This window comes from Paenibacillus sp. KS-LC4 (assembly GCF_036894955.1).
Classification (GTDB): Bacteria; Bacillota; Bacilli; order Paenibacillales; family Paenibacillaceae; genus Pristimantibacillus.
Window position 1 is genome coordinate 595,023 of the sequence record NZ_CP145905.1, and the last position, 13,429, is coordinate 608,451.

The following is a 13,429-nucleotide window of genomic DNA, read 5'->3' on the forward strand; positions in this document are numbered from 1 at the left end:
GAACAGCAACGCAACACATTGTATATCAAAAACAGCTCCTCTGCCATTTGGCGGGGGATTTGTTGCTATATAAGAAGCTGGCAGGAGGAAGCCGCATGAGCGCCAAAATTATAGTAGCAGATGATGAACAAAATATAACCGACGTCTGTCGCCGCTATTTGGAGCGGGAAGGCTGGACGGTATGGGTGGCAGCAGATGGCGAGCAAGCGCTTGCGTTATGGAGAGAACATCAGCCGGATTTATTGGTCCTCGACCTGATGATGCCGAAGCTAGGCGGAATCGAGGTGTGCGACGTTATCCGGCAAGCTGAGGAAACGCCGATTATTATGCTGACCGCCCGAGGGGAAGAGGCGGATCGGCTGCTTGGGCTTACGATGGGTGCAGACGATTATATGACGAAGCCGTTCAGTCCGCGGGAGCTGGTGCTGCGGATTAAAAATATTTTGCGCCGGACGAACCGGCAGGCAGCCGAAGCGGCGAGGGGACAGCAGCCTTTGGGGGCTAGCGGGAGCGGAAAGGGGAATGGAAACGGGCAAGGAAGCGGGACGGCAAACGGAATGGTGAATTTTGGCGCTCATGGCAACGGCAACGGGGATCAGGCTCTATTTTTCGACGGATTATCAATCTTCCCGCTGGAGCGGCGCGTTACGGTTAAAGACGTGGAGGCCGAGCTAACGGCGAAGGAATTTGACCTGCTGAGCCTGCTGGCGCAATATCCGGGCAAGGTATTCTCGCGCAGCCAGCTGCTGAATCAAATTTGGGATATCGCTTACGATGGCGATACGACGACGGTGACCGTTCATATCCGTCGCCTGCGGGAGAAAATTGAAGACAATCCGTCCGATCCGCTCTGGATCAAAACAGTCTGGGGAATCGGCTATAAGCTGGATGGGAAAGGGGCAGGCGGATGAGGCTGCGTCCTTATTTAATGCTGGTTAATACGATTAGCATTGCTTTTATTATTATTTTGCTGCTGCTGTTTTATCGGTATATGCTGCTGACGAGAGAGCAATTCGAATGGCTGACGCTGGCAACGGTGGGAGCGGGGGTCGTGTCGGGCTTGATTTATTTTATGCTGGTGCGGCCGCTTGAAGTTTCGGTGAGGCGGGTGCGGGAAGGGGCGGAGCGTATTGCAGAGGGGGATTTGCAGGCGCGCATAGAGCAGAGCGGTTTAAAGGAATTTAAGCAGCTTGCTGATCAATTCAACCGCATGGGAGCGAGCCTTGAAGAAAGCTTTCGTCAGGTGAAGGCGGCGGAGTCGTCGCAGCGTGAGCTTGTTGCGAATATGGCACATGATTTGCGGACACCGCTTGCGTCGGTACAGTCTTATGTGGAAGCGCTGGAGGATGGCATCATTCAAGATGAGGAGACGTTTAGGGGATATTTGGCGACGATCCGTACAGAAACGATTCGACTCGGCGAATTGATTCAGGATTTATTCGATTTGTCCACGCTGGATGCTGAGCGGAAGGAAGAGGGCCCACGTCAGGAGGCGGTGGTCGAGGATGTGCTGATCGAGCTGCTGCCGCGTTTTGCGAAGCCTATGGAGCAGAAGGACTTGCAGCTTAAAGTGAAGCTGCCCGAGCGCCCGCTTAGCTTGTTGATAGAGCCGCGGCATTTGCAGCGGATTTTGCAAAATTTGCTGGAAAATGCCGTGCGGCATTCGCCGCGTGGCTCGTTGATTTTGATTGAGGCGGAGGTGTTAGCGGATACAGCTGATACCGATCATGTTTCCCTAGCTGCGGCGGCGAGGCCTGAAACGAGTCAGCGAAGGGAGCTTAAGCTGGTGCGTTTCACGGTTTCGGATGAGGGTGATGGAGTGCCGGAAGCGGAGCGGGAACGTATTTTTGAGCGCTTTTATCGTTTGGATCGATCGAGGAATAGACAGAGCGGTGGCGCTGGGCTGGGACTGGCTATTGCTAAGCTGCTCGTGGAGCAATATGGGGGACGAATTGGCGTGAAGCAGGCAGGCATGCAGGGAAGCATGTTTTGGTTCATCATGCATGAAGCCGGGACAGGCGCCCAGGGGCATGATCAGCCTGAAAATCGAAATTAATCCCCGAAATGGTTGCTCCTCAAGGGATTTATCGGGTACGATGGCGTTATAATGCTGGGATAAGCCAGACAATAGGTTGGAGGAGCTGAGCGGGATGACTTATTTTAAAAAGGTAGATTGGCTGCTTGAGCGTTTGGGTGCTGAAAATACAGTAATTGTCGATACACGTTATTTGCTCACTGAGCCTGAAACAGGTCGGAAATCTTATGAGGAGGCCCACATTCCGGGCGCTTATTATGCTGATCTTAGCCATGATTTGTCGGGGCCAAAGCGCCCGAATGGAGAAGGCGGACGCCATCCTTTGCCGGAGCCGGAGGTATTGGCTGCTTTTCTGGGGCGAATTGGAATTGACAATTATGCGACAGTAGTCGCTTACGATAACCAAGGCGGAGCCATGGCCTCGCGCCTGCGCTGGCTGCTTGAGTGGATGGGGCATGAGGGGCAAGTGTATGTGCTGGAGGGCGGGTTCACTGCTTGGCAGGAAGCAGATTATCCCGTTAGCTCAGAAGAGCCGGGCGCGGTAGAAGGGGTTATTTTTGAGCCAGCTTTGCGGGAAGAAATTCTGGTAAGCCGCTCTTATGTGTTGGAGAGCATTGGCAAGGACGGGATCGTCATTATTGATTCGCGTGAAGCGCCACGCTATCGTGGGGAAGTCGAGCCGCTGGACCCGAAGGCCGGACATATTCCGGGGGCGATTAATCATTTTTGGGTGGAAAGCCGCCATGTCGATGGCGTGTGGAAGTCGCCGGAGGAGCAGGCGGAACGCTTTGCCGCGCTGTCGAAGGACGACGAGATTATCGTGTACTGCGGCTCAGGCGTGACCGCTACGCCGAACTTTTTTGCGCTGCAGGAGGCAGGGTTTAAGAATGTGAAGCTTTATGCGGGGAGCTGGAGCGATTGGAGCTCGGATAGCGGGAATCCGGTGGCGGTGGGGGAAGAGTAAAGGCTGAGAGGCATTTATAGTATGCGGATTTTGAATACATCGTCATATAGGCCGAGTGCCTTGGGCGATGTATTTTTTATGTTTGAAGTCAACAAGGATTCAACGAGTGGCATCAGAAAATGTTTACATCGTGACCGTCAAGAATCTATACTCATGCTTTTGTTCGAGTAACATGTTCAATGTTACGCGAACAAAAGATATGTATTGAATCAACAAAGGGAATTTATATGGATCAAATAAACGTAGAGCCAACATTTAAAGAGTTAGTTTAATCGCGATGAGCCTTAACACAAATGACGTGAAAAACTTTAGAGTGATTAAACCTTGAATATAAATATTTTTTATAGGAGAAAGGAGGGGTTTATGTTCTATATGTAGAAAAAAGTAAATACGTAAAAACTAATTTTAGGTGGGATGTGGAAAATGGATTACATTCATCAAAAAATTGATCGAAAAATACAATTTCACAGTGGGTTTAATGAAAAAGAAAAACTAAGGGTACATTATCAAGTTAGAATAGAATATAGCTTAATGCTAATGCTGGGATATCTCTGGAATAAAAATTATAAAGATAATATATCTGATAAAACGAAAGAAGATGTGAATAAGAGGATTTTCAAACCGACTATTGGACAAATAATTTATGTTATTAGAAAACTTGATGTCAACAACGAATTTTTATCTGATCCAACGATAAATAATGTAATGACAAACTATTTGAGTACACGGAATGAAGAGATAGGTCATGGGTTTGTTTATGATGATGGAATTGATATGTTATTAGATGAACTTAAGTCTATTATAAATCAGTTGGAAAGTAGCACAGTTAAGTTATTGAATCAGAACTTGGATATTATTTATGTTCGCAATTTCGACGGTGAAAATTATATAGGCATTAACTTCAAAGGGACAGATGCGGTACCCATACCTTGGGTATCTCCGAAAACAGCCAATGAATTTAAAATTAATAATGTTTATCTTCTTACACAAGAAATGCAATATTACAGAATATCCCCATTTATACATATAAATTCAGATGACCAATACTTTATTTACGTATCAGTTGAAGATAGGTTGACTGGCAGTGCCAAGTACAATCAAATTAACCAAACTGCAAAAGAATATATTATATGGGAGGACTTTTTGAGCCTTTCTTCGCAAGAGGATGAGACTAGAAGGAAGGTGCCGAACGGGACAATCGTTAATAATTATACGAAGAACTATAAAAATTATTATGACTTTGGAATGAAGAAAAGGATTATGGATTTCATTAGAAACCGGTCATTCGTAGCAGCAACATTGTGGGGTCACGGAGGTGTTGGAAAAACTGCAACAGTTCAAAGTGTCATTGACGATCATCTTAATCACGGTTCATCAAACTTTGACTATATTGTTTTTACGTCGGCTAAAGATCGTCAGTATAATGCGGTTACAGGAGACATTGAAGAAATTCAAGATAGTGTAGATACCTTCGATCTTATAATCAAAAAGGTCAACGAAGTTCTTGGCAACGGTAAAACATTTGATGTAAGTTTTATAGTAAACCACGAAAAAAGAATGTTACTAATCATTGATGATTTCGAAACGTTTAGTAAGGATGAAAAAAATAAAATACAAGACTTTATAAACTTTCTAGATGCAACTAAGCATAAGGTTATTATTACAACTAGAGCAAATCTTATTGTAGGTGAAGAAATACCAACAAATGAGTTAGATACGGACAAGACTATAGAGTTTATAAGATCTATATTTTCTGCGGAGTATGCTAACTATAAAGATATTTTTGAGAGAGGATTAACTGAGCAAATAAAAAGTAAAATTCATTTTGTAACATCCGGCAGACCTATATTTATCTATCAATTTGCGTATATGTTAATGGCCAGGGGATTTAATGATAGCTTATGGAAAGAACTTAGTCAGTCAGAAGCAGCAAAAGATTTTCTATATGGGCGAATTTATAACTATTTATCTGATAATGCAACAGACTTATTCATAGCTATTGGTATGCTTCTGAATAATGCTGATGATGAATATTTGACTGAGCGTTTAAAATACATAGTAAGTATGGAAGATGATACTGATAAATTTAATAGAGCAATGAAGGAGCTAGTAAAGCTTAGAATTATTGAAGAACTTGATGGCTCAACATTTAGGGTATATTCAAAAGAATTATTGAGTGTAATGAAAGAACATAAGAATAAAAAGAATAGCGGCTTTATTGGTGGAATCAACTCAAGACTTAGTCAAGTAAAAAGGTACAAAAATAATTTAGACATTGATAGTGTATTGTTACAAAATGCAGATGAAGCTAGATATTCAAGAAACCTAAAAGAAGTAGAGGATTTATATAGGCAAATTCTAAATAGAAAAAAAAGTGTAGTAGAAATAAGAGTTAAAGCTTTATTAAACTTAACCAGCCACATAGTTACAACAACTGGTAACCACGATTATGCTATTGATATATTTAAGGAATACTGGGAATTTTGGGCTGACAAGCTGGTATTGAAAATGTATGTAAGTTATCTTATTACGAAGGGTTACTACAAAGACGGAATTCGGGTTCTTTCTGATTATTTTTCCATAAATAATAAGACAAATAAAGATAATGTTGAATTGTTTGGATGGTTATTAATGATAAGGTCAACTTATTGGATTAATGAGAGGGAAGAGGCGAAACGTCGGCAGCAAAATCAATATATATCGAAAGATGAAAGAGAAGCTCTAAATCAAGAGTTTACTAACCAATCAGAAGAAATGAAGGATATTTTCAGAAACCAAGGACACATCCTATTTAATGCGGTAAGAAATAAAAAGTTAAACGATTATTCTCCAGCTGCCAGGCAGCATATTGAGTCAGGTTTGTATAAATTTATTGAGGTCTGTATTAGGATAAAAAAGTTTGACTACGCTTTGGATGTCTGTAAGTATGGTCTTGAGAATTTCCACAAGCAGTACAAGGATTCGTTGAAAAAATATCCATCTAGAATTCAAAATTTCATCGCTAAAAATCAAACAGCATCAAGTTAGTGTAATGAAAATTGATCATTATACCTTAGAATATGTGATACCACAACAGGGGGATTGTAAATAAAAAATTGAAACATCTGAAACAAAATTAACAAGCGTCAAGCCGGGGCTTGACTTGGGGCGTCTGGCAGGCTAACTGCACCTATAATAAGGGGAAGAGGCTAAAGTGTCTGTGTGGTGTTTCAGCAATTACTTAACCAACCCCTCTGTTCTCCACTTCAAGCCGTTACATTCTGTAATTGTAGCTCTTTTCCCCGCCAGTCAGTATTTAGTTTTACGCATTTGCGACTTTGTAGTCCACTCCGTACGTATGAGAATAACGATCAAAGGTGATGCCAATGGAAGCATGACCAGATCGTTCATTTGCACTACGCTGAGTGTGAGAGCTTTTATGCACTGAGAATAAGATGTTAAATGCTTCTATTGGAGGTTACCTTTGTGTTATCCTACATCGTTTAATTATTGAATTATTGACAGACTGGAATTTTCCGTGTTTTACTTGTTTTAAAATTATTGAACTAGCACTTCAAGCGCTTAATCGTTCTTCTCTGGACGATTAAGCGCTTTTTTCGGTAAAAACGAGGTTATGGAAGTCTATTGTTATACGAGGATGTGTGAGTAAACGAATGGATAGTTGGTGTTATGTTGTTGAATTCGGTCGTCATCCGGAAACAGGACGCAGGCGTCAGAAAAGTAAATCCGGCTTTGAGACGAAAGTCGAAGCTGAAAGGCGCTTGCCAAAGTGTTTCACGAGCTTAATAAGAATACATATATTGAACCGACAAAAGAGGATCTAGCCACCTACATGGTTTCAAGGTTAGCGCAGAAGAAAATGAGCATCCGACCAAGGATATATAAAACGTACCGCTGGTTCCAACTGCTTTCAGAGCTAAAGAATTATCATTTAATAGATACCATTACAAGTGCGATATTCAATTTTACCCTGAATTCTCAAGAACATCTGAATTCCTTGAGAATAATGGGCGCTCCGACACAGAGCAAGTGAGATGGGAGCAACGTTTCTCAAACTCTGTGAATAATAGAAAAGGATTCCTTTCCGCTGATAGAAACGGAAATAAATCAGTAGTACCTAGAAAGTAGTACAAAAAACCAATCCAAGTCCCCTAGATAAATTAGAGGACTTGGGTTTACAGGAGTGAATTGGATGGAGTTTGATTTTTTCTTGAGGGTGATGCAAGATCGATTTAATATGGACGGTGATTATCACAGTTTAGAGTTTATGTTTTCAGATACTAGATTTAATATGAAGAAGATGAGTGATTCGCATATCTTAGTTGAAACGGATGCAATCAAGCTTACGATAGAGTCGGCTCATTCAAAGATAGATGGAAATGATGAGGATTTTGCAAGCATGATTAATTTCACTAGATTATCACGTGTAGTCATCATTGAGGTAATAAATGTAAAAAAAGATAGCAACGATCTTGCCAAAGCAGTTGAATTAATTTTGTCATACTTTCATATCTTATTATTTGAAGACAGTAAAAACTTAGATACGGGTCATATTGAAATACATGCTATTAAGCTGGGGAAGGCAACAGTAAATAATCAAGGTTTTCAAGTTTTTTCTGATCCAAGCACGCTTTAAACTGCTAATTTTGATCATTTGTTAAGCGAATGGAGAGGGCATCTGAAAAATTTTTGAATTCATATGTCAACAAAACAACGCTGCTTAATTCCATCTGTATTGAAAAATTTTTCAACCCCTTTTGTCCAACTTCTTCAGCGCTAATCCATTATCCTCTACTATATAAGTTGAGCGATAAAAGTTAGCAATAAGCGATGGTCGTCACCGCGAGAAAGGTGGGGCTTCCAGCAAGATAAAATCTGAAAACAAAGGCAGACGCTAAGCAAATGCTTACGAATTGGCTTTCCTACGGAAAGCTGTGACTCTTTCCAGTTCCAGTCTTTCTTTCCGTTTCTCCTCCTTCCCGTTGCTTTCTTTAGTAGAACTTAGATAGATACCTACCCAAGTCCCCAGCTATTAAAGGACTAGAATTCAAGGGGGTGAATCGTATGGAGTTTGATTTTTTCTTGAGGGTGATGCAAGATCGATTTAATATGGACGGTGATTATCGCAGTTTAGAGTTTATGTTTTCAGATACTAGGTTTAATCTGAAAAAGAAGAGTGATTCAGAGATATTTGTTCAAACGGATGAGCTCAAGCTAACGATAGAAGCTAGTCAACCAAAAATTGATAAAAATAACGAAAGTTTCGCCGAGAACATTACTTACATTAACTTAGCGCGAGTAGTCATTTTAAAAGACATACATATAAAGAATAGTAGTCAGATTGTAAAAGTAGTTGAATTGCTTTTGTCATATTTTCATGTCTTAGTAGTTGAAAAATGTGAAAACTTAAAGATTGCTGAAATGAGAAAACGCACGATTAAGTTGGAAGATGTAATAATAAATAATGAGGTTTTTCAAGTTTTTTGCGATCCAAGCACGCTTTAATTCGTTAATTTTAAATTTAAAAGTGTAACCTTTGAAAACAAAAACTATTAATTACCGAGTCGCAGCGTGACATGGGGTCTCTAGCAAATCCGGGATGGGCGAAGGGCTTGTTCGCTCTTCGGCAGTCAGTCCATCATCCCCCATCTTAGCCTACATTGTTTGAATGTTAATCATTTGACAGACTGGAGTTCGCCATGTTTTACTTTTTTGAAATTATTGAACTAGCACTACAAGCGCTTAATTGTCCTTCACTGGATGATCAGGTGCTTTTTTTGCGGTCAAAATGAGGTTATGGAGGTCTATTGTGATGCGAGGGTGTGTGAGTAAAAGAGGAAATGGTTGGTACTATGTTGTTGAATTCGGTCGTCACTTTGAAACTGGGCGTAGGCGTCAGAAAAGCAAATCTGGCTTTGAGACGATGGTTGAAGCTGAGAAGGCGCTCGCCAAAGTCATGCATGAGCTTAACACGAATTCGTATATTGAACCGAGAAAGGAAGACGTAGCCACCTACATGGCGTCATGGCTGGCGCAGAAGAAAATGAGCATCCGACCAGGGACATATAAAACTTACCGCTGGTTAGTAAACTTCCACATCATTCCGCGCCTTGGCCATCATAAAATGACCAGATTAGCTCCGTAACACCTTGTTGAAATGTACGATCAGTTGCTAGACGGTGAAAACAAGCTATCGGCTCAAACCATTAACCATCTCCATAAGTTGCTTCACGATGCAATGGAGACGGCGGTTCAGTGGGAGGCGATAACGAAGAACGTTGTTAAACTAGTGAAACCGCCAAAAATATTAAAAGCGGCAACAAAGCCGTTGCTCTGTGTTTGTTATGCTTGAAATCAACAAAGAGACCTCGTGCAGCCTAGACGGCACGCGGTCCTTCTCATGAAAGCAAGCCGATTGTGCTCAAAGAATAAGAAACGAGAGGCCGCAACGGACGCGGTTTGAAGAGTGGCAACGGCCCCAATTTGCTCATTCGTTTAAAGCATCATCCCGATATCATGCTGACCGACGATAAGCTTCACTGGCTCGAGGTAAACTCGTGTGAGCGCCGGTCGCGCGATGAGATCGATTTCGATATCCGTAATTTGATAGCGAGCGATTTTGCCATCCCTTTTATCGTAAACGACATTGAATTCCTTCAATCCTACTTGTTGGATCAGAACGGAGGACCCGATTGACAAGGCAGCCGTTTCGAACTCCCCATGATCGAATAACACTTCCGAAATAATTTCATCGTTCATATCCACAATCGTGACCTGTTGGCAAAAATGGTATTGCATTCGCTGACATCTCCTTTAGGTGGTATTGATGCAGAATGAGCGGATTGGTTACTCCATTCGGCTCTTCTTACTTTATCGGATAAATCGGGCTGCACGTATAGTGTGATTTTAACATATCTTTTTATTTGCCTAAGCGTGTTAGTATACTTTCAAAGTAATCGACAAACGAAATAAACAACCGTTTATGAATATATAGAGGAAGAATTTATTGAATTACAAAATGATATAACAGCTATTTGTAATAGTAAATAACGATTCAACGATAAGACCAGTGCGCAGTAGACTAATCCCGGTCTTATCTTTATTTACAATTATTAAGCTAACTAGCAGGAAAAAAATGGTCAATATAGAATTCTTACTTGGACTAAAAAAGAGGAAAGTAGGTTTTCCTGATGGAGGTTAAGCTGCAAACAACTACGGTTACGCCAGGCGTCCCTATATTGGCATATGATGGCGGACAAATTGATGTGATTTGGGACAATCATGAAATGGCTGTCCAATGGTATGAGAAACATATGGGATTTACCCGCAAGCAAGTAATGAATGGGAAGAATGAAAGATTATCTACAGCAGAGATTATGACCGAGTTGCGAGCTGGCTTATGGCTCAAATCTGTACTAACGGAGAGAAGAGTTAATCATTTTTTTGCCGAACGTGGCACTGTTGACTCAAACGTTCGTTGGTGTCATGCTGCGCGTGACTTAGAAGCCGAGCATGCTAATTTCCAAAAAGAAGGCATACGTACTTCAGAGATTTATTATACCGTCGATGGGAAGGGTCACTTCGATTTTTGGGGATTCGAGGGTACCCGCTTAACCGCAGCCGAAAGCCAAGATATTCAAGACGGTTCACGTTTTGGCGGAAGTTGGGTTCGTATTGGAGTAAGAAACCTTCAAGAGGCGAGAACGTGGTATGAAAGATATTTAGGGATGATATTATTGGAGGATTATTCTGCAAAAGGGTCTCTAAAGATGGGATTACCTTTGGAACATCATCCTGATACACACTCCGTTTGGTGGCTTGACCAACTTCCAGAAGACGCACCCGAAAACGGAATAGTAGATGGGCCTTGTCGCCCTTATTGTGTTACTCACGATGGAGAGGCTTTTGCTCAATATTTTCAATATCTGCGAGCTAGCGGTATTCGCACTTCGGACTACATTACGGGTGGTTTCTTTGCGTTTTTTCACTTTTATGACCCAGACGGTAACCGTGTTAACATATATAAATATTAACTTGAGCTAACAGGTACGATAGTTGATCAAAAGGGCTGCCCAGGCGGCCCTTTTGGTTTTAATTTACGAAATACACCGAATCATTCGTTAACACATTTATGGTTGTTTTCCCTTTGAGTTGAAAAGCCTTTTTAGCTTTGGCGATAATATTTTCTTTCTTTTTTCGAAGTGCCTCAAAGCTATTGTAAACCCGGAAGACCGTACCACAAGGAACAGCGAGTTATTGAAGAAGAAATAAAGGCGGAATAATATATTTATAGAACACATATAGGCTTTTTTGTAAGAAAACGGTTGTTATTGGCATCTATATATTGTAGGGTAACAAATGAAGAGAGTTAGTGAGTTTAAAATTGGGAGGTATTGATTTGAGTAGCTTAAAACATGGTTTAGTAGGTGAATATCTGTTTGACGGCAACGCTCAAGATACCAGTGGACTTGGACATCATGCTAGGGTGAGGGGGGCAGCTTTAACAACCAATCGTTTTGGTGAAAGCGACCGAGCGTATGCCCTTTCTGGGAATGGAGAGCATATTGTTCTGGACCCGCCTCCAGCACTGAATCCCGAGGGTTTTTCGATGTCCGTTTGGATTAAGTACGCTGAAGAAGCAAGATTGAATTGGTGGAGTAATGCCATTATATCGCAGGATGATCACGGTCGCCAGATTGATAAGTCGAGACGCGTATTACAATTAAGCACTAAGGGGAAATTTATTACTTGGCATCGGATGATGACGTCGCCTGATGCAGTCGGTAAGAACATCATTCAGCTTGGTGTATGGTACCACGTTGCTGCAGTGTATGACGGAACTTACCATAAGATTTACGTGAACGGTGAGCTTCAGGATGTGCAAGAGGGGACATTTACACCAAATGCCGAAGAACCTATTTTTTTCGGTAAGAAGAATTCGGAGGAAAGTCGCTTTTGGTTTCATGGAGCACTGGATGATATTCGAATATATAACAGAGCGCTTGCTCAAAGTGAAGTTGCTGATCTGTTCACGGAACACGGATATGCAGGCGACCCTTTGTTGAAGCCTGTTCCAAAGAAAAGAACAACGAAGAAAGCTTCAATGAGATTCCCTGTCAAAAAGACGCTGGAATTCCGTTGGTTTAATTGGAACGATTGCTATAACTCTTTTGCGATCGCCCTGTATGGTGTTTTGCAATATTCAAAAAAGCCTATTAATTTGCAGCAGACTTTAGTGTATACTGCCCAGGCTTTTGTCATTAACACGGAAGACGCTGCCATTATGCCGATGGATGTTATTGGGGACGGAAGTCATATTAGAGCTGCTCTGAACAACCTTGGTTTCGACACGGAAATACTTGCGGCTAACATCTATGGTGGAACATGGGAAGAAGATACTGTCGAAAAGGCGCTTGATATGGTGCGCGAGAGTATTCAACGTGGTTTTGCCGTCGTAGGTTGGAATCTTGATAATTATGAACATGGGCTCATTTATGGCTATGATGACGAGCGTCAAATACTGAATATTCATGATATTAATGCGCGAAATGGAGGGGAGCTTTCTTACGATGATTTTGGTAGACGTTCACGGCAGGGAGAACCCATTAATCCAGAAATGTTTGTGCTGGTACTCAAAGAACGGAATGAGAATCCGCATTTAAGTGTTACACGATACACTAAGGAGGAGGATGAAAGTTATCGAAAAGCATTGAGAACGGCATTAGCACTTGCCATTCGCCAAGTTGAAAACGCAAAACAGGAAGGAATCATTAGTAAGAACGGAATTGCCGCCATTGATGCATGGCTTTCTGCCTTTGAAGAGGGCTCGGCACATCCATTTTTCACTAGTTACAACCTTTTATGGATCACATCTACGCGGCAGTATCTGGTTCCTTTTTTCATTCAATCAGCGATCACGCAATGTATGTCTATTCAGGATAATGGGCTCCAGCAGTTAATGATGAAGGCTGCTGAAGTTTATCTGTCCAGTTACCGCGCGTGGGTAAGGTTGCGTGAGTTATTCCCGTTCCCGGAAAGTGCTGATACAACCAATCCTCGATTGAAAGCGGAAGCTATTGAATTTCTTCATGAAGCAAGGAAGGCTGAAGCGGCTGGGCTAACCATTTTACGTGAAATGGTTGAGCGATTGTCCCTTATGACCGACGAGCCCCACATTTCTGAAGGTACAGTTGTTTGAGTCACGATTGGAGCTCGGATAATATGTCATGTTTGAAAGGAGGACGGAGGCTTCGGAATGGCATGGTAATATAAAATATTTGATGGTAAATAAAGTGTTTTTCTTATAATATTAAGTAAGTATAAGGGGCAAAAGGATCAACCGGAGGGAGAAGAGTGAGAGCCGAGAGGGCGCGTCGGATGCGAGCTGGGGAACTGAAACAGGTTACTTCATGCAGGAAGGTTAGGTAGTG

The 13,429-nt window shown here is 41.9% G+C and carries 11 protein-coding genes; 10 read left to right on the forward strand and 1 reads right to left on the reverse strand.

Annotated features, from left to right (window positions below):
- The first annotated feature begins 95 nt into the window (after nucleotides 1–95).
- The 8 genes from V5J77_RS02600 (at nucleotide 96) to V5J77_RS02635 (ending at nucleotide 9,144) form a co-directional block, all read left to right on the forward strand.
- Nucleotides 96–911, forward strand: coding sequence for a response regulator transcription factor (locus tag V5J77_RS02600; protein WP_338554231.1), 816 nt, complete (start codon nucleotides 96–98; stop codon nucleotides 909–911).
- Nucleotides 908–2,056, forward strand: coding sequence for a HAMP domain-containing sensor histidine kinase (locus V5J77_RS02605; RefSeq protein WP_338554232.1), 1,149 nt, complete (start codon nucleotides 908–910; stop codon nucleotides 2,054–2,056). Before V5J77_RS02600 ends, V5J77_RS02605 begins: the two co-directional genes overlap by 4 nt.
- A gap of 94 nt (nucleotides 2,057–2,150) precedes the next feature.
- The gene (locus tag V5J77_RS02610) at nucleotides 2,151–2,999 is read left to right on the forward strand and encodes a sulfurtransferase (protein ID WP_338554233.1); all 849 of its coding nucleotides are present in this window, start codon (nucleotides 2,151–2,153) and stop codon (nucleotides 2,997–2,999) included.
- Between the two features lie 423 nt (nucleotides 3,000–3,422).
- A complete protein-coding gene (locus V5J77_RS02615; protein ID WP_338554234.1) occupies nucleotides 3,423–6,026 on the forward strand; it encodes an NB-ARC domain-containing protein in 2,604 nt (867 codons plus the stop codon).
- 626 nt (nucleotides 6,027–6,652) lie between these two features.
- Nucleotides 6,653–6,823 carry an Arm DNA-binding domain-containing protein gene (locus V5J77_RS02620; protein WP_338556518.1) on the forward strand — a complete coding sequence of 57 codons (171 nt, stop codon included), beginning with the start codon at nucleotides 6,653–6,655 and terminating at the stop codon, nucleotides 6,821–6,823.
- A gap of 368 nt (nucleotides 6,824–7,191) precedes the next feature.
- On the forward strand, nucleotides 7,192–7,635 hold the full coding sequence (locus V5J77_RS02625) for a hypothetical protein (RefSeq protein ID WP_338554235.1): 444 nt from the start codon (nucleotides 7,192–7,194) through the stop codon (nucleotides 7,633–7,635).
- Between the two features lie 428 nt (nucleotides 7,636–8,063).
- A complete protein-coding gene (locus V5J77_RS02630; protein ID WP_338554236.1) occupies nucleotides 8,064–8,504 on the forward strand; it encodes a hypothetical protein in 441 nt (146 codons plus the stop codon).
- A gap of 319 nt (nucleotides 8,505–8,823) precedes the next feature.
- On the forward strand, nucleotides 8,824–9,144 hold the full coding sequence (locus V5J77_RS02635; protein ID WP_338554237.1) for an Arm DNA-binding domain-containing protein: 321 nt from the start codon (nucleotides 8,824–8,826) through the stop codon (nucleotides 9,142–9,144).
- Between the two features lie 350 nt (nucleotides 9,145–9,494).
- Here V5J77_RS02635 and V5J77_RS02640 read toward each other — a convergent pair whose 3' ends face one another.
- The gene (locus tag V5J77_RS02640; protein ID WP_338554238.1) at nucleotides 9,495–9,797 is read right to left on the reverse strand and encodes a hypothetical protein; all 303 of its coding nucleotides are present in this window, start codon (nucleotides 9,795–9,797) and stop codon (nucleotides 9,495–9,497) included.
- Nucleotides 9,798–10,189: 392 nt separating this feature from the next.
- Between V5J77_RS02640 and V5J77_RS02645 the strand changes: the two genes are divergently transcribed.
- The gene (locus V5J77_RS02645; protein ID WP_338554239.1) at nucleotides 10,190–11,032 is read left to right on the forward strand and encodes a VOC family protein; all 843 of its coding nucleotides are present in this window, start codon (nucleotides 10,190–10,192) and stop codon (nucleotides 11,030–11,032) included.
- A 365-nt stretch (nucleotides 11,033–11,397) separates the two neighbouring features.
- Nucleotides 11,398–13,197 carry a LamG-like jellyroll fold domain-containing protein gene (locus V5J77_RS02650; protein WP_338554240.1) on the forward strand — a complete coding sequence of 600 codons (1,800 nt, stop codon included), beginning with the start codon at nucleotides 11,398–11,400 and terminating at the stop codon, nucleotides 13,195–13,197.
- Nucleotides 13,198–13,429: the final 232 nt, after the last annotated feature.

Bases quoted from the DNA above. Each gene is read 5' to 3' on its own strand.
- V5J77_RS02640 (WP_338554238.1), bottom strand. From the start codon at position 9,797: ATGCAATACCATTTTTGCCAACAGGTCACGATTGTGGATATGAACGAT.
- V5J77_RS02615 (WP_338554234.1), top strand. From the start codon at position 3,423: ATGGATTACATTCATCAAAAAATTGATCGAAAAATACAATTTCACAGT.
- V5J77_RS02610 (WP_338554233.1), top strand. From the start codon at position 2,151: ATGACTTATTTTAAAAAGGTAGATTGGCTGCTTGAGCGTTTGGGTGCT.
- V5J77_RS02630 (WP_338554236.1), top strand. From the start codon at position 8,064: ATGGAGTTTGATTTTTTCTTGAGGGTGATGCAAGATCGATTTAATATG.
- V5J77_RS02625 (WP_338554235.1), top strand. From the start codon at position 7,192: ATGGAGTTTGATTTTTTCTTGAGGGTGATGCAAGATCGATTTAATATG.
- V5J77_RS02605 (WP_338554232.1), top strand. From the start codon at position 908: ATGAGGCTGCGTCCTTATTTAATGCTGGTTAATACGATTAGCATTGCT.
- V5J77_RS02600 (WP_338554231.1), top strand. From the start codon at position 96: ATGAGCGCCAAAATTATAGTAGCAGATGATGAACAAAATATAACCGAC.
- V5J77_RS02645 (WP_338554239.1), top strand. From the start codon at position 10,190: ATGGAGGTTAAGCTGCAAACAACTACGGTTACGCCAGGCGTCCCTATA.
- V5J77_RS02620 (WP_338556518.1), top strand. From the start codon at position 6,653: ATGGATAGTTGGTGTTATGTTGTTGAATTCGGTCGTCATCCGGAAACA.